This window comes from Streptomyces sp. SID5643 (assembly GCF_009872555.1).
In the GTDB taxonomy this organism is placed as follows: Bacteria; Actinomycetota; Actinomycetes; order Streptomycetales; family Streptomycetaceae; genus Streptomyces; species Streptomyces iakyrus.
Map to the genome: position 1 here is coordinate 1 of NZ_WWIC01000216.1, position 23,529 is coordinate 23,529.

Below are 23,529 nucleotides of genomic sequence, written 5' to 3' on the forward strand. Positions count from 1 at the left end.
CCGGTCGGCGGCACGGCGCGTCCTCAGGGGTGCGGGGAACTGCGCGACAAGCCACCATGGCGCCGCACGGGGCGAGTCAGGGGTGATCCCATTTCGGCAGCTGCCGAGGCATGCTCCGGTGGGCGGCACGGCACGCCCTCAGGGGCGCGGGGAACTGCGCGACAACCCACCACGGCGCCGCACTCGGCAGACCAGGGTGTTCCCGCCCCCCGAAGCCGCCGAGGCGCGGCTCGACTCGGTTGACGAGCTGCGTGCCTGGATCACCGGCTCCGTCGAGCGCACGCTGTCCGCCCCTGCCTCAGCCCTCCTCTTCCTCCCCGTCACCCTCGAAGAAGTCCCCGACCTCGTCGACGACTTCGCCCGCGACCATGCCGCCGGCGACACCGGCGGCCAGTCCGGCCGCCCCCGCGGCGACGGCCGTCCCCATGCCCGGGCCCGAGCGGTGGCCGTCCCGCTGCGGCCCGTCGTGCCCGTGCCCGGCCGGGAGGAACGGGTCGGGGGAGCCGTAGGAGGCCCGGTGCTCGACCAGGTGCCGCATCCAGCCGTCGACGATCGAGGGCCAGTCCTGCTGTTCCACGCCGTCGTGGGAGACGGTGAACCGCGTGAGGGCGTCCCGGCCCGGCGACAGGAAGCCGCCCCGCTTGTCGGCCTCCAGTACCACCTCCATGCCGCCATGGTTCGCCAGGAACGTCAGCTCGATCTCGTTGATCTGCTGCGCGCACTGCGGTGAGGGCAGGAGTTCGATCTCCTGGTAGAACGGCAGCCGCTGGCCCGTGCCGCCGATGCGCCCGTACTCGAGGTCGGCCGACCGGAATCCGAACCCGAGTCCGCCGAGGGCTTCGAGCACGGCCTCCTGCACGGGCAGCGGCGAGACGTTCAACTCGTCCAGGTCGCCCTTGTCCTTCGCGCCCGCCACCGACAGCTCGGTGCGCACCCCGAGGACCACACCCAGGCTCTGCCCGTGCAGCTCGGTGACCGGTGTCTCCCAGGGCACCGCCACGCTGAACGGCACGCTGCGCTGCTCGCCCTCCGTGAGCCGGAAGCCGCCGCCGACGGTGAACCGGTCGAAGGCGACGACGCCCTCGCTCTCACCGCCCTCGTGCTCGGCCTCCACCCGCGCCACCAGCTCAAGGGCGATGTGCTCGATCTCGAAGTCGGTCTTCCCGCCCACGAGATGGACCTGCCCGCTGAGCATGCCGCCGGGTCGGACGGGAGCGGGGCCGAGAACCGTGTCGACCGTGGGGCCGCCGACACCGAGCGCGCCGAGCAGTCGTTTGAACACCATGGTGGCGTCCACTCCTTCATGTGCGTGTGCTGACTTCTACAAGCATGTAGAAGTATAGGGGGTGCGAGCGGAGCGAGGTCGCGCCGCGCGTCCCGCGTGGCGGGGTTGGCCGAAAAGGGATCACCCTCGGCGCGACAGTGCCGCAGCCCGCCTCCACGGCGGACTGCGGCACCATGGCCCGCTGACGGGACGTCGGCGATCGCTTCGCTCAGCCCACGACCCGGCCCAGCTCGATCCGGTCGATGTTCGGCGCCCACGCGGCGGTGTTGCCGAACGTCACCTTGTTCGCGCCCTTCGCCAGATCGACCGGGACGCCGACCGTCCAGTAGTCGTCCCAGCTCCAGGTGTTCTTGAACGTGACCTTCCGCGGTGCGGCGTCCCCGACCCTGATGTCCGCCGTACGGGACATGATGTCCGTGTTGTAGGCGTGGCCGTTGTCCCGGCGGTCGTTGTGGGCGTAGTGGACGACCAGCATGTAGCGGCCGGACCTCGGCGCGGTCACCGTGAACTCGGCGGTGCTGGAGGGGCTGTTGCCCAGCCATCCGATGGACGAGCCGGCGGACGCGTGCGGGCTGTCCACGAGCTTCGCACCACCCGCGAGCGTGGCCGAGGCCCCCTCGTAGGAGAGCGTGCCGGACGCCGAGCCGTCCCCGGAGACGTCGAGGGAGCGGACGGCGGCGTGGCCCGACGTCATCGCGACCCGGTTGTTGCCCGCGACGAGGTACAGCCGCAGTGGGTGGCCGGGCGCCGCAGTGACCTTCTCACCGTGCAGGGTGAGCCGCACCGCCGCCGAGGTCCGCGGGGTCACCGTGTAGTAGCCGTCACGGGGGGCGTACACGTCGAAGACGGCCCTGTCGCCGGATCGCAGCACCAGGGCACCCGTGCCCACACCGGCCGAGGACGAGTAGTCGTACGACGGCCTGCCGCCGATGTCCGCCAGAGTGGCCTCGTACGAAGCGGAGGCCGCGCCGGTGTGGCGCGTCAGGTCGATCCGGTCGAGCGTGACCTCGGCGTCCCCCTTGGACAACACCACCTGGTGCGACCCCGCCTCCAGCCGGACGCGGACGTCCTTCTTGGCTCGGTAGGTCCAGTTCTCGGTCGAGGGGTAGGTGACCGTCACCGGGTCGGCGCCGTCGACGCTCAGCTTCTGTGTGGCGGGACCGCCGGACTGGTTGCCGTACAGGACCGCGAGGTCGTACGCGCCGTCCTCCGGCACGTTCACCGTGAACGCGACCTTGCTGCCCGGCTGGTTGAGGGAACCGACGTCCTTGGTACCGGAGGCGGCGTAGCCGTTGGCGTTGCTCACCGTGCCCTGGGTGTAGACCTTGCCGTCCGTGATGGCGGCGTCCTCGGCCTCGTACGAGGCCGACCACGGGACGGAGGCGGCGGCCGGGGTGCCCGAGCCGCCGGGGGTGAGGACGACGCGGTACGCCGACATCTTGTGCAGGCCGCGCAGCGGGACCGTCACCGAGCCGTCCTCGGCGACCGTCACCTTGGTGCGCGCCAGGACCCGCGGAGCCGCGTGCTGTCCCTCGTAACCGGACCATGAGGCCTCGGCGACCGTCGCGGTGACCGTACGGCCGAACACCGGGCGGGGGACGTTCTCCACGACCACGTCCGAGTCGCCGTCCGCACCTCCGAGCAGCACCTGGGCCTGGCGGCGGGAGGTGTCCAGGGACGCGAGCCCCTGGAGGGTGTCGACGGTGTTCGGCTGCGGCGGCGTCACCTTCACGGTGTTCCCGGTCAGGCCCGCGTACCAGCGGAACAGCCACCAGCCGCCGTTGGGGATGTTGGAGCGCACCACATGGCCGCTGAGATTGCCGGCGGCGTCCCAGTACGCCATGTTGGCGAACACCTTGTTGCGCTCGAACATCGACACCCACTGCACGAGCTGCCCGGGCACGGACAGGTCGCGGCGGTTGGCGTACTCGTCGATGTTGATCTTCAGGGGGGCGATGCCCGCCTCGCGCTCCAGCCTGCGGTAGTCGTCGTAGTGCGCCTGGAAGTCGCGCAGGGAGCCGGAGCCGAGCTCGTGCCAGGTCATCACCTGGGGGACGACGTTCTCCCGCTTGGTGAAGGCGAGGAAGTCCTTCAGCAGACGCGTGTGATAGGCGGCTTCGTTGGGTCCGGCGATGCGCGCGTCCGGGTCGATCGCGCGAATCCGCTGGTACACCGTCTTCCAGTCCTTGAAGAACCGGTCGCGGTTCTTCTCGTACTGGGCCTGGTCCTGGACGTCGAGCCTGTACCAGATCTGGTCGGGCTCGTTGAACGGGATGTAGACGAAGCGGTCGCTGTTCGGATCGGCCGATATCTCCTTGACGATCTTGTCGACCTTGGGGAGGTAGTCGTCGATGCCGAGGTCCTCGTACGGCCACTTGGCGTAGATGTCCTGCATCATCACGTTGATCTCGCCGCCGCCGGCGCGGAAGAACGACTTCGAGACCGTGAGCGCGTCGCCATTGGGGTGCTGGGCCCCACCCTCCGGCTTCTGCGAGATGCTGGTGATCTTCAGGGGCTCCATCACGGCGTCGCTCGGCACCCCGTCGTCGCTGAGACCGTAGAGGGAGCCGTTGGCGCCGAGCATCACCGGGCCTTCGGAGGCGCCGAGGTCGACGGTGAGGCGCTGCGGATCGGCTGCGGCTGCCGCGGAACCGGACGCGGGAAGGGTGGCTGCCATGGCGGCTGCTCCAAGTAGTGCTGTGATCAGGGCGGTTCTGGTACGGGATCTCGTGCGGGTGGGGGTGATCACGCTGCTGGACCTCCAGTCACTTGACGGCTCCACTGGTGATTCCGGACACGATCTTTCGCTGGCCGACGAGGAACACGGCGACCATGGGCAGGCTCATCACCACGACATAGGCGAAGACGAGGTGCCAGTTGTTGAGGTAGAGCTGGGCGCCGGCGACCTGGTAGAGGTTGAGCGGCAGGGTCGCCCGGTCTCCGCCGCCGAGGACGAAGAACGCGTAGAAGACGTCGCTCCAGGCGTAGAGCATCACCATGATCGTCGCCGTGGCGATGACCGGCCGGAGCAGCGGCAGGACGATCCGCCAGAAGATCCGGGACGGCGTCGCCCCGTCCATCCGGGCCGCCTCCTCCAGTTCCACGGGGAGGGCGCGGATGAAGCCGGTCATGAAGAAGATCGACGTCGACAGGTACATGCCGGTGTAGACGGCGATCACGCCGGGCCGGGTGCCGGCCAGGCCCAGCTGGCGCAGCTCCATCACGAGGGTGATGACCGCGGGCGGCAGCAGCAGCCCGCTGATGCACACCGCGTACGCCGCCGACACCAGCCTTGACTTCCGCCGCGCGAAGACCCAGGCGGCACCAGCACCCAGGATCAGCACCAGGATCACGGAAGGCACCACGACCAACAGGGAGTTGATCAAGCCGCGCAGCATCTCGCCCTCGGCCAGGGCGTCCGCGTAGTTGGCGGCGGGCTGCCAGTGCCGGGGCGGGTCCAGGTTCGGTCTGATCGCCTCCGCCTGCGGCTTGGCCGAGGTGACGGCGACCAGCCACAGAGGCACGCCCACGGCAAGCCCGGCCAGCAGCAGGACCAGGGCGGGACGGCCGTAGCGCCACACGGGGGTCATAGCGTCTGCTCCCTTCGCCGCAGCCCCACGACCAGCGGGATCGCCACGGCGACGACGACGAGGAAGAGCACCAGACTCATCGCGGAGGCCTGCGCGTACAGGCCCTGCCCGAAGATCCGGAACATGTAGATGTTGAAGACCTCCGTGGAGGCAGCGGGCCCGCCGCCGGTCGTGGCCTGCACGATGTCGAAGGTGTTCATCGAACCGATCAGTGCCGTGGTGACGTTGAAGGTGGCGGCCGGCGCGAGCATCGGCCAACGCACCGACCAGAACGTCCGCCACGGTCCGGCACCGTCGATCCGGGCGGCTTCGAGCATGTCGCCCGGAATGCCCTTCAGCCCCGCCAGGTAGATCAGCATGGCCAGGCCCATCCACTTCCAGCCGTGGATCAGGGTGACGATCACCAGCGTCCAGGTCGTCGAGCCCAGCCACGGAATGTCGGTGCCCAGCACGGAGTTGACGGCGCCGTCCTGGTCGAGGAGCGCCTGGAAGACGTACCCGGTCGCGAGGGCCGAGATCAGCACCGGCAGGAAGAAGACCGCCCGAAAGAACCGGTTGAAGCGGCTGTCGTCCTCCAGCAGCAGCGCCAGCACGAGCCCGAAACCGTTCTGGAACAGCGCCGCCAGCAGCGCGTACACCAGCGTCGTGCGGATCGCGCGCAGCAGCGAGCCGTCGTCGGCGATGGTCCGGAAGTTGTCCAGCCCCGTGAAGGCGATGTCCGCGTGATACGACGACCAATCGGTGAACGGGTAGTAGAAGTTGAGCAGGTTGGGCACCAGGAAGAACCCCGCGAAGACGGCGATCGCGGGGAGCGCGAACCACCAGGGGTGGTGCACCGCGGCGCGCGGGAGCCGCCCCACGCTCCTCGGCGGCCCGGCCGCCGATGGCTGCTTGCGGGTCCGTACGACCGTGTTCGCCATCGTCAGAACCCGGGTGCGCCCTGGGCCTTGGCCACCTGCGCGAACTGGTCCTGGATCGCCTGCGCGACCTGCTGCGGGCTCTTCTTGCCGAAGATCATGTCGGCCAGGTACAGGTGGGTGTCGGGCGCGACGATGGCCTTGGCCTGGAACACGCCGATGGCCTTCGGCAGGGCCGCGACCTGGGCCTTGGACGTCTCGGGCAGCCCGCCGGGGGTGGGCACGGACGGCTGTACGGACGGGATCTTCATCGCCTCGATGTAGTCCGGGTAGTCCGGCCCCAGCCAGAAGGCGAGGAACTGCCGGGCTGCGTTCTGCCGCTTCTCGTCACCCGTCTTGAAGGCGACGACCCCGTTGGTCTGGTCGGGGGAGTACAGGCCGGTCGCCGAGGAGTTGGCGACCGGGAACCAGCCGATCCTCTTGTCGATCTCGGCGGTGGAGTACTTGGCCTGCAACTGGCTCTGGAAAGACGTGACGTTGAGGACCATGCCGGCCTCGCCCTTCCACAGGGCGTCGGCCTGCCCGGTGAACGTCCCCGTGCGGTAGTTCTTCTGCGCGAGCCCGGCGTCGAGCAGCTTGTCCTTGTACTTCTTGACCGCGCCGACCACGACCGGGTCGGTCCACTTCTTCTTGCCGGCGTTGAGGTCCGCCCACCACTGCCGGTCCAGATCGGTGAGCTGGACCTGCATCTGCCACTGGAGCGGCCACTTGTCGCCGCCGGCCTCGTAGAAGGCGGCCGCGTCGGTCTGGTCGGCGACCCGGTGGCCGAGGGCGAGCAGCTCGTCGTAGGACCGGGGGAAGTCCTTCCCGGTGATGCCCGCCCGCCGGAAGACGTCCTTGTTGTAGTAGACGCCGAGCATGGCCGGGCTGGTCACGATCGCCGCGTAGCGCTTGCCGTCGATGACACCGAGGGACTTCTCCGTGTCGCCGAGCTCGGAGACCCACGGCTCGCCGTCGAGCGTGAGGAGGTTCTGCCGCGGCTGGACGAACGGGAGGGTGGAGATGGACGGCTGCCAGAACATCAGGTCGGGGCGGTCGCCGGAGGCCAGTTTCGTCGGCACGTTCTGCTCGTAGAGGTCCGGGATCGCCTGGGTGTCGACCTCGGCTCCGGTGGCCTTCTCGAAGGCCTCGATGACCTGCTTGGGCGCGTCGACCGTGTTCTGCGCGGTCCACATGGTCAGCTTCACGCCGTCCAGCCGAGCGGTCGGGTTCACCGCCGTCCGCTCGGCGCCGTCCGAACCGGCGTCCCCGGCCGTCGGGTCACTGCACGCGGTGGCGGCCAGTCCCGCGGCACATATCAACGCCAGGGCGGGGAGAACTCTTCTGTGCATCTCGTGCCTTTCCGAGCGGACGGTTCGGTTCAGGAAGCGGGACTCACAACTGCGGTGCTCACCAGTGCTGTTCAGTGGGCGGAGGACGGAGGACCCGAGCTCTCCCGCACCACCAGTTCCGGTACGGACACGGGATGCGGCGCGACCGGCGCGGACTCCTCCAGCGCCCCGTGCAGCAGGGCGAACGCGGCCCGGCCGAGGCCGGTGAAGTCGAGACGCACGGTCGTCAGGGACGGGGTGAGGAAGGCGGAGTGCGGGGCGTCGTCGAACCCGGTCACGCTGACCTCGCCCGGCACCGCGCGGCCCGTCTCGTGCAGGGCGCGCAGCACACCGAGCGCGAGGTCGTCGTTGCCGCACAGGATCGCGGTGACGGACGGGTCCGCCGCCAGCTTCAGCGCCGCCGCGTGACCACCCGCAGGTCCCCAACTGCTCTGTACCGGGCGGGGTTCCGGGGCGCCCGCCTCCCTGAGCGCCCGCCGCCAGCCGCTGGTGCGGGCGCTGGTGCGGCGCGTGCTGGAGGGGATGGCGACGTAGTGCACGGTCCCGTGGCCGAGGGAGAGCAGATGCCGGGTCGCCTGGTAGGCGGCCTCGCGGTCGTCGGTCCACACCCAGGGGCTCTCGCCGCCGGGCGGGCTCGCCGGGGTCTCGACCACGCCCACCACCGGCAGCCCGTCGGGCACCGCGCCCAGCGCCCGCACTCCGGCCGGATCGTAGGCGATCACGACGATTCCGCCGCCGGCGTCCGTCGCGCGCTGCACTTCGGCGGCGACGGCCGCGTCATCGGCGGATTCCAGCACGCCGATCCCGACCGCGTAGGACGCGGCCCGGGCTGACTCCTCGATGCCCTGGAGGATCGAGGCGTAACCGTAGTGGGTGGTGTTCGCGGTGAGCACGGTCACGGTGCGGGTGCGTCCGCTGGCCAGGGCGAGGGCGGTGGCGTTGCGCCGGAAGCCCAGTTCCTCGATGGCGGCCAGCACCCGCTCGCGGGTGGCGGGCCGGACGCTGGGATGGCCGTTGATGACCCGCGAGACCGTCTGGTACGAGACCCCGGCGGCCGTGGCGACGTCCCTGATGCTCGCCGGGCGCCTTGTGTGACCGGTCACATTCATGCGAGGATTGTGACCGGTCACACTTGGGTCGTCAAGAGACCGTAACGAGGGATTCACGCGGACCTCCGCTCGCCGGCAACGGGTCGGGGTCAGGAGGGGGAGCACCTTGACCGGCACGGCGAATGCGGCGCGCACCGCCTCCGACCAGCGGCGCGGCGAGTTCACTTGGGGGCACGAGACGCTCGCCGCCCGGTTCGCCGTCGCCGCCGACGGGGCCTTGCGCCTTGTCCGGCTGGCGCACCCCGGCGACGACCGCGAAGCTGCCCCGCAGTGCGCGCTCCCGCTGGTGGAGCTCACCGCCCTCGGCCACGGCAGCGGCTGGTCCGGCCCCCGCTTCACCGGCACGGCCTTCGGCGCGCGGCTCGCCTACCGGAACCACCTGACCGGCAGTCGCGACGGCTGGGAGTGGCTGACGGCGGAACTCCACGACCCGGCAACCGGGTTGACGGCCTTTGCCGAACTCACCTCACCCACCGGCCTGCCCGTCCTGCGCTCCCGCGTCCGGCTCCGCAACGACGGCCGTGCGCCCCTGGTCGTCCAGTCCGTCAGCAGCCTCCTGCTCGGCGGCCTGCCCGCCCCCGACGCCCTCGACGTCCACCGGGCCCGCAACGACTGGCTCGCCGAGTGCCGTTGGTACGCCGAGCCCCTGCGCGCGTCCGTCGCCGACATCAACGCGGACGTCCACGAGCACGACAGCCGGGCCGCCCTCGGCCTCACCGGGCGCGGCAGCTGGCCCACCGACGGCCATCTGGCCATGGGCGCGCTGACCGAGCGGGGCAGCGGCCGGGCCTGGGCCTGGCAGGTCGAGTCCCCGGCCGGCTGGCGCTGGGACCTCGGCGAACGCGCGCACGGCACCTACCTGGCGCTCAACGGCCCCACGGACGCGGAGCACCAGTGGCGGACCCGTCTCGAACCGGGCGAGGAGTTCACCACCGTCCCCGGTGCCCTGGCCCTCGGCCCGGATCTCGACACCGCCCTCGGCGCCCTCACCTCCTACCGCCGGGCTATCCGCCGCCCGCACCCCGACCACACCGCCCTCCCCGTCGTCTTCAACGACTACATGAACACCCTCATGGGCGACCCGACCACGGCCAAGCTGCTGCCGCTCATCGACGCCGCGGCCGACGCGGGCGCCGAGTACTTCTGCATCGACTCCGGCTGGTACGACGACGACACCCGCGGCTGGTGGGACAGCGTCGGCGCGTGGCAGCCCTCGCCGCGCCGCTTCCCCGGCGGCGGCATCCGGGCCGTCCTGGACCGGATCCGGGAGCGCGGCATGGTGCCCGGGCTGTGGCTGGAGCCGGAGGTCGTCGGGGTGCGCAGCCCCGTCGTGGCCGAGCTGCCGCCCGAGGCGTTCTTCCAGCGCGACGGCGTACGCCTCACCGAGCAGGGCCGCCACCAGCTGGACCTGCGGCACCCGGCCGCCCGTGCCCACCTCGACAGGACCGTCGACCGGATCGCCGGTGACTGGGGCGTGGGCTACCTCAAGCTGGACTACAACATCGTCGTCGACCCCGGCACCCAGGCTCCCGGCGACCTCGCACCGGGAGCGGGCCTGCTCGGGCACGCCCGGGCCTACCTGGACTGGCTCTCCGGAGTCCTGGACCGCCACCCCGGCCTCGTCGTGGAGAACTGCGCCTCCGGCGGCATGCGCATGGACGGCGCCACCCTCGCCGTCGCCCAGCTCCAGTCCACCAGCGACCAGCAGGACCCGCTGAGCTACCCGCCCATCGCCGTCTCGGCGCCCACCGCAGTCCCGCCCGAGCAGGGCGCCGTCTGGGCCTACCCGCAACCCGACCACGACGACGACCTGATCACCTGGACCCTCGGCGGGGCCCTCCTCGGCCGCATCCACCTCTCCGGTCACCTGGACCGCATGGCGGACCACCAGCGCGCCCTCGTCCGGGACGCCGTCGTCGTCTACAAGTCGATCCGCGGCGACCTCGCCCGGGCCCTGCCGTTCTGGCCGCTGGGCCTGCCCGGCTGGACGGACGAGTGGCTGGCCCTGGGACTGCGGGTCCCCGGTGACGGCACGGCGTATCTGTCGGTCTGGCGGCGGGGCGGACCGGCGCGACTGCGCATCCCCGTCCGGCACCTGTCCGGCAGGGACGTCCGGGTGGACGTCCTGCACCCGTCGTCGGCGGACGCGGGCGGGGCCGTCTGGGACGGGGAGGGGCTGACCGTGTCCGTGCCGCGCACGCCCGGGGTGCTGCTGATCCGGCTCGGTCAGGAGCCGTGAGAGGGTCCGCTCACGCCCGTACGGCGTTCCGGTCCCGTGCCTGATCGCCCGCGTTCCGGCGGAACGCCCACGCCATCTCGGGCTCCATCACCCAGCGGAACGCCCGCCGCACGGGCGGGGTGCAGAGGACCGTCACGAGCACCGCCGCGGCGACCGTCACGAGGATCTCGCCCAGGGGCCGGTGCACCCACGCCGGCTCGTACCAGCCCCAGAACTTGGACCCCTGCGCGACGAAGCCGTGCAGCAGGTAGCCGTAGAGCGTGCCCGCGCCCAGCGCGGTGAACCAGGTGCGGCGGCCGGGCACCCAGGCGAGGAAGCAGGCGACCAGGACCAGTGAGCAGCCGAAGGTCGCCAGCGTCATGACGGGCCCGTACCAGGAGGGAGCCGCGAGCTCCTCGGCGCTGTCGCGGTGGTAGAACCAGGCGCCGCTCATCCGCGGCACCGCCCAGTAGGCCACCGCGAGCGCACCGGCGAAGACCGGCACGGCCAGGATCCGCGCCGCGCGGCGCCGCACCAGGTGGAAGTGCTCGGGCCGCAGCAGCAGACCGAGGACGAAGTACGGCAGGAACTGCAGCGTGCGCTGCAGATCGAGGTCGTTGCCGATGGACGGCGAGAGCGTCGCCAGCATCGCGACGACGAGGGCGGTCGGCAGCGGCCACCGCACGCGCTGCCAGATCGGGGTGGTCAGCCGCCAGATGAACAGGGCCGCCAGGAACCAGGTCAGATAGAGGGGGTCCAGCAGACTGACCGGCCGGCCGGGCTCCTGGTCGGTCCACCGGGTGAACAGGGTGTACGCCGTCTCGAAGACGACGTACGGCACGGCGAGCCCGGTGACCAGGCGCCTGATCCGGCCGGGGCTCGCATCGAAGGAGCGCGAGAAGTAGCCGGAGATGACGATGAAGGCCGGCATGTGGAAGGCGTACACCACCATGTAGAGCGCGCCGGCCGCCCGGCTGCCGTCCCGCAGCGGCTCCCAGGCGTGCCCGATCGCCACCAGCACGATCGCCAGGTACTTGGCGTTGTCGAAGAAGGCGTCCCGCCGGCCGGCCGGTTCCGGCACGGGCTGTGCGGCTCTCTGTTCGTTCCCGCCGGTCGTGACCGCGCGCATGCGCAGGGTGTCCTCGCTCATCACGCCTCCCGCGCGGGGTTCGGGCGACCCGGACGGGTGCCTGCGCGGGGTGCCGGGGGTGCGGCGGTGGGGTGCCGGTGCGACATCCCCGCCGCCTGACCACTGCGGAACGACGTAAACCGCTTTCCCGTGCGGTGTAGCGCGGATCACAGCGACGGCGGTGCCGCCGGGCCCGGGATGCGCGGCGGCGCCGTCGTGCGAGGGCGCGGTCAGCTCAGGGAGCAGTCCGCGCCGTTGAGCGTGAAGGCCGTCGGGCTGGGGTTCGCGGCCGACCGCGTGGCCGTGAAGCCGAGGGCGACCGAGCCCGACGCGGGGATCGTCGCGGTGTACGAGGCGGCCGCGACGCTCACCTCGGAACCGCTCTGGGTCACCGTGCCGCCCCACAGGTTGGTGATGCGCTGGCTGTCCGGGAAGGTCCAGCGCAGCGTCCAGCCCTTGATCGCCGACGTGCCGGTGTTGCGGAGGACGATCTCGCCCTGGAAACCGCCCTGCCAGCTGCCCGTCACCCGGTAGCCGACACCGCAGGCCGACGGTGAGCCGCCGGAGGTCGTCGTGACCGTCACCGTGCCGGAGCGGGGCGAGCGGTTGCCGGCGGCGTCGCGGGCGTAGACGGCGAAGGTGTGGGAGGCCGCGGGGGACAGGCCGGTGAGGGTGGCGGTGGTCCGGGTGCTGCTGGTGACGGCCGTCTCGGTGCCGCCGCTGATCCGGACGATGTCGTAGCCGGTGACGCCGGTCGCGTCGGAGGCGGCGGCCCAGGTCAGGGTGGCCGACGAGGAGGTCACTCCCGAGGCGGTCGGAGTGCCGGGAGCGGTCGGGGGAGTGGTGTCGCCGCCGTTGCCGGAGTAGATCGCGGCCTCCTCGGCGGTGGCGGCGATGCCGTTCGCGCCGTTGAAGAGCCGCCGGCCCCAGCTGGTCAGCTGGTCCGGGTCGAAGTTCGTGACCATGTCCAGGTACTCGACCCCGCCGCCGTTGCCGCTCCACGACCAGCCGAGGTAGCCGAGGCGGAGCTGCTGGGCGACGGCCAGGATGGAGTCCTCGTCGGGGTTGCCGTCCGAGTGGTCGTGGCCGAACTCGCCGATGACGATGGGCAGTTCGGCGGTGACGAAGCGGTTCAGGTAGTCGGTGATCTCGGCGGCGGTGTCGAAGACGCCGTACATGTGGATCGAGAAGACCGTGTTGGCGTCGGGGTCGGCGGCGAAGACCGAGGCGGCGTTGTCGCGCATCGTGAACGCCCAGTCCTGGCCCCAGTTGGGCGCGTCGACCATGATCGTGTGGTCGAACCCGGCGCTGCGGAGCTTCTGGATCGCGGCTTTGGTGTCGGCCGTCCACGCCGTGTAGTTGATGTTGCCGAACGGCTCGTTGCCGATGTTGACGATGACGTAGTCCTCCTGGCCGGCCAGGGCGCTCTGCACGCTGATCCAGTAGTCGGCCGCGCGGGAGAGTGTGGTCGCTCCGCTCTGCTCGCCGTAGCCCGTGGTGTCGTGCACCTCCAGGACGCAGATCAGCCGGTTCTGCTTGCACTGGGAGATCACGTTCGTCACGTCGGCGGCGTCGTTGCGGGTCCAGCGGTCACCGTTGGAGAGGACCACGCGCACGGTGTTGGCGCCCTTGGCCTTGATGTGGGCGAGGGAACTGATCCGGTCCGGATACCAGGTGTGCGCGTGGTTGACGCCCCGCATCACGAAGTCGTTCCCGCCGGCCTCCAGCAGCCGGCCGTTCTGCACCCGGAAGCCGGTGGGGGCGGCCTGGGCCGGCGGGGTGAGGACGAGGAAGGACAGGAAGAGGGCGAGCAGGGTGGCGGCCACGGTGGCCAGGCGTGGAGGGGTGAGGGTGAGGGTGAGGGTGAGGCGGGGTCTCATGACGGCTCCATCGGTGGGGGTCGGTCGGGGCACCTTGCCGGTCGCGCGGTCGTGCTGTCGCGGTCGTGCTGCCGTGCTGAACGTTCCTGCCGTCGGGCTCGGTGGGAGAGGTCCGTCGCCGGGGGTGTCCGGTCCGGCGTGGCTGTCATGCGGCCGGTGCCGTCCCCGTGCAGGTGACGTTCGCCGCCGGGGTGCCGGCCGTTGCCGGGGTGGTGGCGACGAAGCCGAAGGTGGCGCTCGCGCCGGGAGCGAGGGTGCCGTTCCACGTCGCGTTCCGGACGGTGGCCGTACCGTCGGCGGCCGTGGAGAGGCTGCCGTTCCAGAGCTGGGTGAGACGCGCTCCGTTCGCCGGTACGACGGTCGCGGCCCAGCCGCGGACGGCGGAGGCCGACGTGTTCGTCACCGTCACCTCGCCCTGGTAGCCGCCCTGCCAGGAGGAGACGGCCCGGAAACGCGCGGTGCAGGCCGCGGGGTCCTCGCCCGGGTCACCCGGATCACCCGGGTCCTGCGGGACGCCGGCGTCGAGCACCGCCGACAGGGCCGGGAACCAGCGGGCGGCGATCTTGTCGTCGCCGGAGGCGTTGGGGTGCACGCCGTCGTAGGTGTCGGCGGCCGTGCTGAATCCGGTCCACTGGTCGACCACGGTGACGGGGGAGCGCTCGGTGCCGGTAGCCCGGGCCCAGCCGGGGATCCGCGCGTTGAAGTCGACGACCCGCTGCGCGCAGCCGGCGCAACTGCTCGGGTTCATGGGGATGAGCTGTGCGACGAGAATCCGCATGTCCGGGTTGGAGGCCCTCATCTGCGTCACGAGCCTGGTGTAGGCGGCGAGGATACGGTCGGGGGCGATGCTGCTCCACACGTCGTTCGTGCCGAAGTGCATGACAACGATGTCCGGGCGGGTGGAGGCCAGCCTGCCGGGCAGCAGGTTCTGGTCGGCGACGTTGGTGACCAGTTCGCCGCCGTGCCCCTCGTTGTCCCCGTCGTGCGCCTGTCCGCAGCCCTGCGGGGGGAGGGTGCCGACGAAGTCGACGTCCTCGTACCCGCCGTTGACGAGCCGGTTCCACAGCACGGCCCGCCAGCAGCCCGGCGAACCGGTGATCGAGTCGCCGAGCGGCATGACGCGCACGGGGTCCGCCGTGGACGCGGCCAGCGCACCCGGGGCGAACGTCATGCCGAGGGGGAGGAGCAGGGCGGCCAGCAGGCCGAGCACCGGCATGACGGGTAAGTACGGGGCCGAGTGGGGGGTTCTGTGCATGGTGGTCCCTTCCCTTGATGAGGTGGGAGCGCTCCCACCTCATCAAGCCATCCTTGTCACTGACGCGTCAAGAGGTGCGGTGTTCATGGAGCGGCCCGGGGAATCCGAAGGGGTTTGCCGACAGCGGACCCCTCGCAGGTGCGGCCGGTGATCGAGTCACTGCTCCCGGGGGCGCACCAGGAAGGACAGTCCCTCCGGGCTGCTCCACCGCCCCAGGCGGCCACCGGTCTCCTCGGGCCAGGTCACCGAAGCCCGGCCGTCGTCGTGTGCGCGGACGACGCTGCCCGGATCGTCGACGGCGACCACGAGTTCCCACCGTGGGCCGGATGCCCCGGCGCCCCCCGCGGTGATGAAGTCGGCGCATGTCAGGGAGGTTCCGGTGGTCTCCTCGTAGAAGTGCCGGGCTTGGTCGGGCTGATCGCAGATCAGGACCATGCGGTGCGGAGAACCCGCAAGGCGGGGCGGGAACCTCCAGCCGGGGAATTGGTGCCGCTGCCAAAGGGAGAAGGCGGCACCCACCGGGTCGATCAGTGTCGCGATGCGGCCCTGATCGCCCGCGTCGAAAGGCGGAACGACAAGGCGAGCGCCTTGGGCCGTCGCCGCTGCGGTACGGCGATCGACGTCGTCGACCGCGAGGTAATAGGCGACGTGGGCGGGCGTTCCCGACGGGTAGACCGGGTTCGCCAAGTCGCTGACGCCGCCGATCGGACAGCCTTCGACGGAGACCCTGGTGGCCTTGCGCCAGTCCTTCTCGTCCACGGCGAAGCGCCAGCCCAGCGTCCTGGACAGGAGGGCGGCGGTACCGGCCGGGTCGCGGGTCTTGATGTCCATCCAGCAGAACTCGTTCAAAGATCCCAGACGGGTCGTCATCCTGTGCTCCTTGTCGTCCCGATGCTGGGTACCGCGCTCCCGGACGGCCTCGCAAGGGAGTTTCGGCGGCGCGCCGACGTGCCGTGGGAGAACGCCCGCCCGTTGGCCGGAACACGGCCCGTGGGAAGTGCGCCTACACCGCGCGGACGGGTTGACCGGCACGATCGTCGGAGTGCACGGGTGGCGGGACGCCGGGGCGGCGGTGGTCCACGCGGTCGGCGCCGACGCCTCCGGCCACCACGCCGATTTGGCGGTGAACGGCGGCCTGGAGGGAGACGGCGGCCCGGAGACGAGCGGCGGCCGGACGACGAACGGCGACCCGTACGCGCGAGGTTCAGGAACGCGCGTACGGGTCGCCGGGTCCGGTGGGGTGGAGATCCGCTTCCCGGACGGCACCCGGGAGCGGGTGCCGCGTTGACCGGGTCAGGCCGCCTCGGCGCGGCCCCGCGTCACCGCCTTCTTCAGCAACGGCCACACCAGCAGCAGCACGATCACCACGTACACGGTCACCGCGAACGGCGTGTTGACCAGCCCCGTCACACTGCCGTCGCTGATCTGCAGGGCGCGCCGCAACTGCTGCTCGGCGTTCGGGCCGAGGATCACACCGATCACGGCGGGCAGCACGGGCAGCCCGTAGCGGCGCATCCCGAAGCCGATCAGGCCGATGATCAGCAGGATCACCAGGTCGATCACCTCACCGCCGACCGCGTAGGCGCCGACCGCGGCGAAGAACATGATCCCCGCGTACAGGTAGGGCCGGGGGATGCGCAGCAGCTTCGCCCACACCGGCGCCAGCGGCAGGTTCAGCGCGAGCAGCAGCACCATGCCGACGAAGAGCGAGGCGATCAGGCCCCACACCAGGTCGGGTTCGCGCTCGAACAGGAGCGGGCCGGGCTGGATGCCGTACTGCTGGAACGCGGCCAGCATCACGGCCGCGACCGCCGTGGTCGGCAGGCCCAGGGTCAGCATCGACACCAGGGTGCCCGCCGCCGAGGCCGACGCCGCCGACTCCGGGCCCGCGACGCCCTCGATGGCACCCTTGCCCCACTCGTCCTTGTGCTTCGACAGACGCTTCTCCGTCACGTACGACAGGAAGGTCGGGATCTCCGCGCCGCCGGCCGGGATCGCGCCGAACGGGAAGCCGATGAACGGGCCGCGCAGCCATGACTTCCAGGTCCGGTTCACGTCGTCGCGTCCGAGCCAGGGACGCCCCACCGGGATCGGCTCCGGCGGTCTGCGCCGCAGGTGCGCCGCCACCCACAGGGCCTCGCCGATCGCGAAGAGACCGACCGCGACGATCACCACGTCGATGCCGTCGGCCAGTTGCAGCGAACCGAACGTCAGGCGTTGCTGGCCGGTCATCTGGTCCAGGCCCACCAGCCCCAGGGTGAGGCCGATCAGGAGGGAGGCGAGCCCCCGGATGCGGGACGAGCCCAGCACCGACGTCACCGCGATGAACGCCAGCACCATGATGGCGAAGTAGTCCGGCGCGCCGATGTCCACGGCCAGCTTCGCGACCGTCGGCGCGAGCGCCACCAGCAGCAGCGTGCCGATCAGGCCGCCCGCGAAGTGCCCGACGGCGGCCGCCGCCAGGGCCTGGGCCCCGCGCCCGGACTTGGCCATGGGGTTGCCCTCCATGGCCGCCACCACCGCCGCGCTCTCCCCGGGCGTGTTGAGCAGGATGGAGGTGGTCGAGCCGCCGAACATCGCGCCGTAGTAGATGCCGGCGAACATGATGAACGCGCCGATCGGGTCGAGCCCGTACGTCACCGGCAGCAGCAGCGCGACCGCCATCGCCGGGCCGATGCCCGGCAGCACGCCGATCGCCGTGCCGAGCAGCACACCGATGACGGCCCACAGGAGGTTGACCGGGGTGAGGGCCGTACCGAAGCCGTCCAGAAGGGAGTTGAAGGCATCCATGTCACAGCACTCCCATCAGCGGACCGCCGGGCAGGGGCACTCCGAGCAGGTTGTTGAAGACGGTGTAGGTGACGAGGGAGAGCCCGGCCGCGATGATCGGGTCGCGGTCGATCCTGCGGCTGCCCAGCGCGTAGGCCGCACCCCAGAAGAGCAGGGCGCCCGCGATGGGGAAGCCGAGCGGTTCGATCAGCACGGCCGCGCCGAGGAACACCCCGGCGAGCAGCAGCACGGTGCGCCAGTCGGCGGGCTCGGACAGGTCGATGTCCTCACCGCCCTCGGCCTGGCCCCGGCCGCCCCGCAGCACGTCCAGGGCGAGCAGGGCGGCGATGACCAGCAGGCCGGCGCCGACCACGATCGGCACGGTCTTCGGGCCGACCGGGCCGCGCTGGGCGATGTCGACGTCCATGGTGAGCGCGTCGGTCAGGACGAGGACGCCCAGGGCCAGCAGCAGGGCGCACACGCCGAGTTCGGAGTGCTCCCGCAGCCACGAGTGCCGTGCGCCGCCGGTCTCGGCGGGGGGAATGTCGGTCTGCGTCGTCACAGTCCCAGCTCCTTCAGCACCGAAACCACGCGCTTGTCCTCGGCGTCGAGGAACGCGCCGAACTTCTCACCGGTGAGGAAGGCGTCGTCCCACCCGTTCTGCTCCAGCGACGTGCGCCACTCGTCCGAGTCGTGGAGCTCCTCGACGAGCCTCACGAGCTTGTCGCGCTCCCCGTCGTTCAGGCCGGGCGGGGCGACGATGCCGCGCCAGTTGGTGAAGTTCACGTCGTAGCCCGCCTCCTTCAGCGTGGGAGCGTCGAGCCCGTCGACGCGCTTCGGGCCGGTGACGGCGAGCAGGCGCAGCTCGCCCGCCTTGATCTGGTCCAGGTACTCGCCGACCCCGGAGACCCCGAAGGCGACCTTGTTGCCGAGGATCGAGGCGAGCAGTTCGCCGCCGCCGTCGAAGGGGATGTAGTTGACCTGCTTGGGAGGGATCCCGGCGGCGCGGGCCATCAGCATCGGCGCGAGGTGGTCGGGCCCGCCGGGCGACGAGCCGCCGCCCACCGGCAGCTTGCCGGGGTTCTCCTTCCAGGCGCCGATCAGGTCGTCGATCGTCTTGTACGGCGAGTCCTTCGCCACGACGACCACATCCTGCTCCTCGGTGAGCCGGGCGATCGGCGTGGTGTCGCCGAGCGTCTTCGGCGCGTCGTTGGAACGGACGGCGCCCACGACTCCGAGGCCCATGGACATGGCGAGCTTGCCGTTGCCGTGTTCGCTCACCAGCCGGCTCAGACCCACCGTGCCGCCGGCGCCGGGCAGGTTGAACACCTCGATGTTGTGGGTGAGTCCGGCGTCCTCGGCATTCTTCGCGGCCGTGCGGGCCGTGATGTCGTAGCCGCCGCCGGGCGTGTTGGGGACCATGAAACGCAGGCCCGGGATCTGTGTGCCGGTCTCGGAGCCGCTGCCGGTGGTCAGCAGCGGCGGTCCGACGAGCACGAGCACGGCGGCCCCGAGCAGGGCGAGGGGGGTGCGCAGGCGCACGAGTGCCACCACCTGTCGGTACGTCGATGCGGGTAGGGATACGCCCTGTGGGGGAGGGTGACGTGGGCCACATGGTGCCCGGGCTCCGGCAGGCTGTCTGCCTTCCGGAAGCAACGGAGGTTTTGGTCATTGCGGTCGCAGGAAGCGCCGCCAGGCGGGGGCCGGACGCACAGGGGCCCCGGCGCGTGCGCGCCGGGGCCCCTCGGTCCTCGGTCACTGATCCGTGTGGACCTCCAGGGCGGCCCGCACGGCCGACTCCAACGCGCCCTCGATCCACGCCGGTTTGACGGACGTGTGGTCCCCGGCGAAGTGCAGCGGCCCCTCACGCCCGGCGATGACGGGCAACAGCTCCGTGTGCTGCCCGGGCAGCAGCACCGACGCCTCCCCGTAGGCGTACGGGTCGCGCAGCCAGCTCTGGGTCCGTCCGGCGCCGGTGTAGAACACTTCGATGCGCCGGCCGTAGACCTGTTGCAGACCGCACAGCGCGTGCGGATACCGCGCCTCGTCGTCCAGGGAGTCCCAGCGCAGGGCGTCGTCGGCCCAGCTGTAGGACGCCAGGACCACACCCCCCGCACTGCCCGGGACCGGGTGGGACGGGTTGAACATGAAGCGGTTGGCGTTGTCCGACACCGAGCCGCCGCCCACGACACCGGCGGCCTCCGGCTGGTCGCGGCCGATCGCGCGGTTCGCGGCGTAGTGGGTGCGCTGGGCCTGCGTGATGTGCCCGCCGGGCACCGAGGGGTGCGCGCCGAGCAGGCTGCCGTCCGCGGGGGCCTTGCCGGTGCGGTAGGCGTCGTACAGGTTCGGGTCGACGGCCTTCAGCTCGCGCTTCCAGTCGTCCTCGTCGAACTCCCACCAGCGGCGGCTGAACTCGAGCAGCACCTTGGTCGCGCTGTCGTAGTGCAGCTCGCAGACCGCGCGGCGCTTGCGGTAGGACAGCGGCGGGTCGATCTGCACATGGCGCAGCCCGGAGAACGGCACCGTCACCACGGCGACGTCGGCCGTGAACTGCTCACGCACGACCGGGCCGTCGCGCCCCTCGGACACGGTGTCCACCCACACGTGCGGGCCCTTGCTCCGCACGTGCCCGCCGTCCGCGGACGGCCGGTCGGGGTGGTGGTACTGGATGCGCGTCACCCGGCGGTCGAACCGCACCTCCTTGCGTACGCGTTCGAGCAGGGCGTCCGGCAGCACGGCCGTGCCGCCCTCCAGCTCGTAGAAGGGCGTGTCGGGGCTGATGAGGGAGGAGCCGATGAAGCTGTGGATGAAGGACAGCGGGAGACGTGAGGTGAGGTTCTCCAGGGTGCCGATCAGGTCGACGGTCCGCTCGTCGAGCCCCGCGTGCTCGGTGAGGAAGCGGAACATCGACCAGTCGCCGAACCGCTTCACCACCCGCGCCCAGCCCCGCAGCCGCTCCGGCAGCGGTTTGTCGACCCGCTTGCCGTCCCGGCCGACGTAGCTGAACTCGTCGCGCACGGGATCCAGCGCGGCACGCAGGATCGCAGCGGCGGGGGTGTCCCAGTGGGCCTTCGGGACACCGAAGGACCGGTTCACGCGCCGGGGGGAGCGGGCGTAGTCGGCGCGCCGCACGCGGATGCCGTTGACGTGGATCCAGGTGCGCGCGGCGGGACGGCCCTCCCCGTCGACGTCGACGTAGTGGAAGCGCCGCTTCTTCAGGTCGAACCGGTCGATGAGTTCCATCACCAGCGGATGGCTGCCGGGGATGCGCATCGCACCCGCCTCGGCGTACTGGCGGGGATCCGCGAAGGGCTGCCCGGCGCCTTCGTGGCCGCCCTTGCGGAAGGTCTTGATGCGGCCGCCGGCCCGGTTGCCGTTGGCCTCCAGGACCGTGACCCGGTGCCCCGCCTCCTTCAGCAGCCAGGCGGCCACCAGCCCGGACGGACCGGCGCCGATGACGAGGACGTCCTTGGGACGGGTCCGCCGCGCCGGCAGTCCGTCTTTCAGGACGCGCACGTAGCGCGGAACGAGGGGGCGGTCGTCGGAATCCAGCACGAGCAGGGCACGGGCGACGGCGAGGCACCGGTCGGAGTCGGCGCCGCGGCTGCCGCCGGGAGCGGCCGGGGCGAGCGGCGCGGCCGGCGCGGGCAGGGCCGTGGCGGTACCGCCGGCCAGGGCCGTCGCCACCGTGGCCGTGCCGGCCACCGCCGCGAACTCCCGCCGGGAGAAACCACCGTCAGAGCGCACCACCGCGTGATCATCAGTCATGTCGATCTTTGTAACGGCGGCCGCGACGGGCCGCCGCCGTTCGCCCGGTCGTTGCCCCTAAGGAGCGAATCAGGGGCAAAACCCTCCCGGCGCAGCGGATCCGCCGCCCACCACGTGCCCGGCGAACCCGAAGGGATGAAAGCGCGGCGAACCGCGTCCGCCGCCTTGAGCGAGCCTCCACACTGCGACTGCGTATCCACGACCTTGCTCTCCCGCCGTCCCGCCCGGCGCACCGCGCACACGGCGCCGACCGGCCGCACGGGAGCCGGGTACGACGAAGGGGGAAGGGTGGCGCAACGGCGCACTCCGTTGGGCGACCGGGCCCGTTACTGGTTCGACAGCACGCTGACCCGCGGTGCCTCGGCCCTGGTCGGCTGGATGGCACTGCTGTGTCTGACCGTCGTCGTCCCGGCCAGCGCCGTTGTGGTGTGGACCGACCCGCACGCTCCGCAGTCCCTGCCGGGCCGGCTGGTACAGGTGTGGCGTCTCACCGGGGAGACCCTGCGCCTGGGCGGGGCGACCGGCACGCCGCTGCGCGTGACGATGTCGGTGCTGCTCGCCCTGGTGGCGCTGCTGTACGTCTCGACCCTGGTCGGCCTGATCACGACGGCGCTCACGGAGCGGCTCACCGCCTTGCGGCGCGGCCGGTCGACCGTGCTCGAACAAGGGCATGTCGTGGTCCTGGGCTGGTCGGAGCAGGTGTTCACGGTGGTCGGCGAGCTGGTGGCCGCCAACGCCAACCAGCGGCGCGCGGCGGTCGCGGTGCTGGCCGACCGCGACAAGACCGCGATGGAGGAGGCACTCGCCACCAAGGTGGGACCTGTCGGGCGGACGCGGCTGATCTGCCGCAGCGGCCCCACCACCGACCCGGCCGTCCTCACCCTGACCAGTCCGGCGACGGCCGGTGTCGTGCTGGTCCTGCCCCGTGACGAGCCGGACGCCGATGCCGAGGTCGTCAAGACGCTGCTGGCGCTGCGCGCGGCCCTGGCCGGGGTGGAGAACCGACCACCCGTCGTCGCCGCCGTCCGGGACGACCGCTACCGGCTGGCCGCCGGCCTCGCCGCCGGCCCGGGCGGTGTCGTCCTGGAGAGCGACGCCGTCACGGCAAGGCTGATCGTCCAGGCCGCCCGCCGCCCCGGGCTCTCCCTGGTCCACCAGGAACTCCTCGACTTCGCCGGCGACGAGTTCTACCTGGTCGGCGAGGAGTCCCTGACAGGCCGCCCGTTCGGCGACGCGCTGCTGTCCTATCCGACGTCCAGTGTCGTCGGCCTGGTGCACGGCGACACCCCGCTGCTCAACCCGCCGCCGCAGACGATGGTCGCCGCGGACGATCTGCTCATCGTCATCTCCCGCGACGACGACACCGCCTGGCCGGGGGAGTGCGGGCACTGGGTCGAGAAGGCGGCGATGGCGTCCGGACCCGCGACGCCCACCCGACCCGAGCGGGTCCTGCTGCTCGGCTGGAACCGCCGGGCGCCCCTCATGGTCGAGCAGCTGCGCCGCCGCGCCCGGCCCGGGTCGGTCGTCGACGTGGTGGCGGACGGCGGTGAAGCCACGGTCCGGCAGGTGCGCGAGGCCCGAGCGCCCGACGGCACCGGCCTGACCCTCACCCTCCACCCGGGGGACGTCACCCGCCCCGAGACCCTCCGGCGTCTGGACGTGCACTCCTACGACAGCGTGATCGTCGTGGGCGAGGATCCCGCCCCCGGCCAGCCCCCGGACCAACCCGACAACCGCACGCTCGTCACCCTGCTGTTGCTGCGGCAGATGGAGGAGGCGTCCGGGCGTGAACTACCCGTCGTCACCGAACTGGTGGACGACCGCAACCGTGCGCTGGCGCCGCTCGGGCCGGGAGCGGACGTGATCATCAGCGGCAAGCTCATCGGCCTGCTCATGGCACAGATCTCCCAGAACCGGCGGCTCGCAGCGGTCTTCGAGGAGCTGTTCTCGGCCGACGGCACCGGCATTCGCCTGAGGCCGGCCGGTGACTACGTGCTGCCCGGGTGCGAGACGGCCTTCGCCACCGTCGTGGCCGCGGCACGCGAGCGCGGCGAATGCGCCATCGGCTACCGGAGCCACGACGACGCCTCCACGAGTCCGGGTTACGGCGTGCGGGTCAACCCGCCCAAGTCCGAGCGCCGCCGTTGGACGGCCGCCGACGAAGTGATCGTCGTGGGGACGGACTGAAGGAGGGCCGGGGGTTACGACGCGCGAACGCGAGCGGCGGCCTGCTCGGGGCGCCGGGTCCCCCGTGCGGGCACCCGGCGCCCCTCCCGGA

At 71.6% G+C, this 23,529-nt stretch carries 17 protein-coding genes; 3 read left to right on the forward strand and 14 right to left on the reverse strand.

Features of this window, described 5'->3' with window-relative positions:
• Positions 1-298 precede the first annotated feature (298 nt).
• From GTY56_RS24185 to GTY56_RS24210, 6 genes are all read right to left on the reverse strand, one after another.
• On the reverse strand, positions 299-1,285 hold the full coding sequence (locus GTY56_RS24185) for a sporulation protein (protein ID WP_161367433.1): 987 nt from the start codon (positions 1,283-1,285) through the stop codon (positions 299-301).
• Between the two features lie 208 nt (positions 1,286-1,493).
• Positions 1,494-3,962, reverse strand: coding sequence for a carbohydrate-binding protein (locus GTY56_RS24190; RefSeq protein WP_161367434.1), 2,469 nt, complete (start codon positions 3,960-3,962; stop codon positions 1,494-1,496).
• Between the two features lie 88 nt (positions 3,963-4,050).
• Complete coding sequence (locus tag GTY56_RS24195) at positions 4,051-4,875, reverse strand: carbohydrate ABC transporter permease (RefSeq protein WP_161367435.1); 825 nt, start codon at positions 4,873-4,875, stop codon at positions 4,051-4,053.
• A complete protein-coding gene (locus tag GTY56_RS24200; RefSeq protein WP_161367436.1) occupies positions 4,872-5,795 on the reverse strand; it encodes a carbohydrate ABC transporter permease in 924 nt (307 codons plus the stop codon). The genes GTY56_RS24195 and GTY56_RS24200 overlap by 4 nt, the downstream gene beginning before the upstream one ends.
• Before the next feature lie 2 nt (positions 5,796-5,797).
• A complete protein-coding gene (locus tag GTY56_RS24205; RefSeq protein WP_161367437.1) occupies positions 5,798-7,123 on the reverse strand; it encodes an ABC transporter substrate-binding protein in 1,326 nt (441 codons plus the stop codon).
• A 71-nt stretch (positions 7,124-7,194) separates the two neighbouring features.
• Positions 7,195-8,232 (reverse strand): LacI family DNA-binding transcriptional regulator, encoded by a 1,038-nt coding sequence (locus GTY56_RS24210; protein WP_161367438.1) that lies wholly within the window; start codon positions 8,230-8,232, stop codon positions 7,195-7,197.
• A gap of 106 nt (positions 8,233-8,338) precedes the next feature.
• On the opposite strand from GTY56_RS24210, the gene GTY56_RS24215 reads away from it, so the two are divergent.
• Positions 8,339-10,471, forward strand: coding sequence for an alpha-galactosidase (locus GTY56_RS24215; protein WP_161367439.1), 2,133 nt, complete (start codon positions 8,339-8,341; stop codon positions 10,469-10,471).
• Between the two features lie 10 nt (positions 10,472-10,481).
• Here the strand turns inward: GTY56_RS24215 and GTY56_RS24220 are convergent, their stop codons facing one another.
• The 4 genes from GTY56_RS24220 to GTY56_RS24235 all read right to left on the reverse strand — a co-directional run bounded on the left by GTY56_RS24220 (position 10,482) and on the right by GTY56_RS24235 (position 15,584).
• Positions 10,482-11,600 carry an acyltransferase family protein gene (locus GTY56_RS24220; RefSeq protein ID WP_524540139.1) on the reverse strand — a complete coding sequence of 373 codons (1,119 nt, stop codon included), beginning with the start codon at positions 11,598-11,600 and terminating at the stop codon, positions 10,482-10,484.
• A 209-nt stretch (positions 11,601-11,809) separates the two neighbouring features.
• Positions 11,810-13,459 (reverse strand): cellulase family glycosylhydrolase, encoded by a 1,650-nt coding sequence (locus tag GTY56_RS24225; RefSeq protein WP_161367440.1) that lies wholly within the window; start codon positions 13,457-13,459, stop codon positions 11,810-11,812.
• Between the two features lie 145 nt (positions 13,460-13,604).
• The gene (locus tag GTY56_RS24230) at positions 13,605-14,714 is read right to left on the reverse strand and encodes a GDSL-type esterase/lipase family protein (RefSeq protein ID WP_161367441.1); all 1,110 of its coding nucleotides are present in this window, start codon (positions 14,712-14,714) and stop codon (positions 13,605-13,607) included.
• A gap of 156 nt (positions 14,715-14,870) precedes the next feature.
• The gene (locus tag GTY56_RS24235) at positions 14,871-15,584 is read right to left on the reverse strand and encodes a VOC family protein (protein WP_161367442.1); all 714 of its coding nucleotides are present in this window, start codon (positions 15,582-15,584) and stop codon (positions 14,871-14,873) included.
• A 172-nt stretch (positions 15,585-15,756) separates the two neighbouring features.
• Here GTY56_RS24235 and GTY56_RS24240 point away from each other — a divergent pair, with 172 nt between their 5' ends.
• Positions 15,757-16,002, forward strand: coding sequence for a T-complex 10 C-terminal domain-containing protein (locus GTY56_RS24240; protein ID WP_161367443.1), 246 nt, complete (start codon positions 15,757-15,759; stop codon positions 16,000-16,002).
• Positions 16,003-16,007: 5 nt separating this feature from the next.
• Here the strand turns inward: GTY56_RS24240 and GTY56_RS24245 are convergent, their stop codons facing one another.
• The 4 genes from GTY56_RS24245 to lgoX all read right to left on the reverse strand — a co-directional run bounded on the left by GTY56_RS24245 (position 16,008) and on the right by lgoX (position 21,251).
• Positions 16,008-17,504 carry a tripartite tricarboxylate transporter permease gene (locus GTY56_RS24245; RefSeq protein ID WP_161367444.1) on the reverse strand — a complete coding sequence of 499 codons (1,497 nt, stop codon included), beginning with the start codon at positions 17,502-17,504 and terminating at the stop codon, positions 16,008-16,010.
• A gap of 1 nt (position 17,505) precedes the next feature.
• Positions 17,506-18,045, reverse strand: coding sequence for a tripartite tricarboxylate transporter TctB family protein (locus GTY56_RS24250; RefSeq protein ID WP_161367445.1), 540 nt, complete (start codon positions 18,043-18,045; stop codon positions 17,506-17,508).
• Positions 18,042-19,025 carry a tripartite tricarboxylate transporter substrate-binding protein gene (locus GTY56_RS24255; RefSeq protein ID WP_161367485.1) on the reverse strand — a complete coding sequence of 328 codons (984 nt, stop codon included), beginning with the start codon at positions 19,023-19,025 and terminating at the stop codon, positions 18,042-18,044. Before GTY56_RS24255 ends, GTY56_RS24250 begins: the two co-directional genes overlap by 4 nt.
• A 213-nt stretch (positions 19,026-19,238) precedes the next feature.
• Complete coding sequence (gene lgoX, locus GTY56_RS24260) at positions 19,239-21,251, reverse strand: L-glutamate oxidase LgoX (RefSeq protein WP_161367446.1); 2,013 nt, start codon at positions 21,249-21,251, stop codon at positions 19,239-19,241.
• Between the two features lie 288 nt (positions 21,252-21,539).
• On the opposite strand from lgoX, the gene GTY56_RS24265 reads away from it, so the two are divergent.
• Complete coding sequence (locus tag GTY56_RS24265; protein ID WP_161367447.1) at positions 21,540-23,438, forward strand: CASTOR/POLLUX-related putative ion channel; 1,899 nt, start codon at positions 21,540-21,542, stop codon at positions 23,436-23,438.
• The last annotated feature ends 91 nt before the right edge of the window (positions 23,439-23,529 follow it).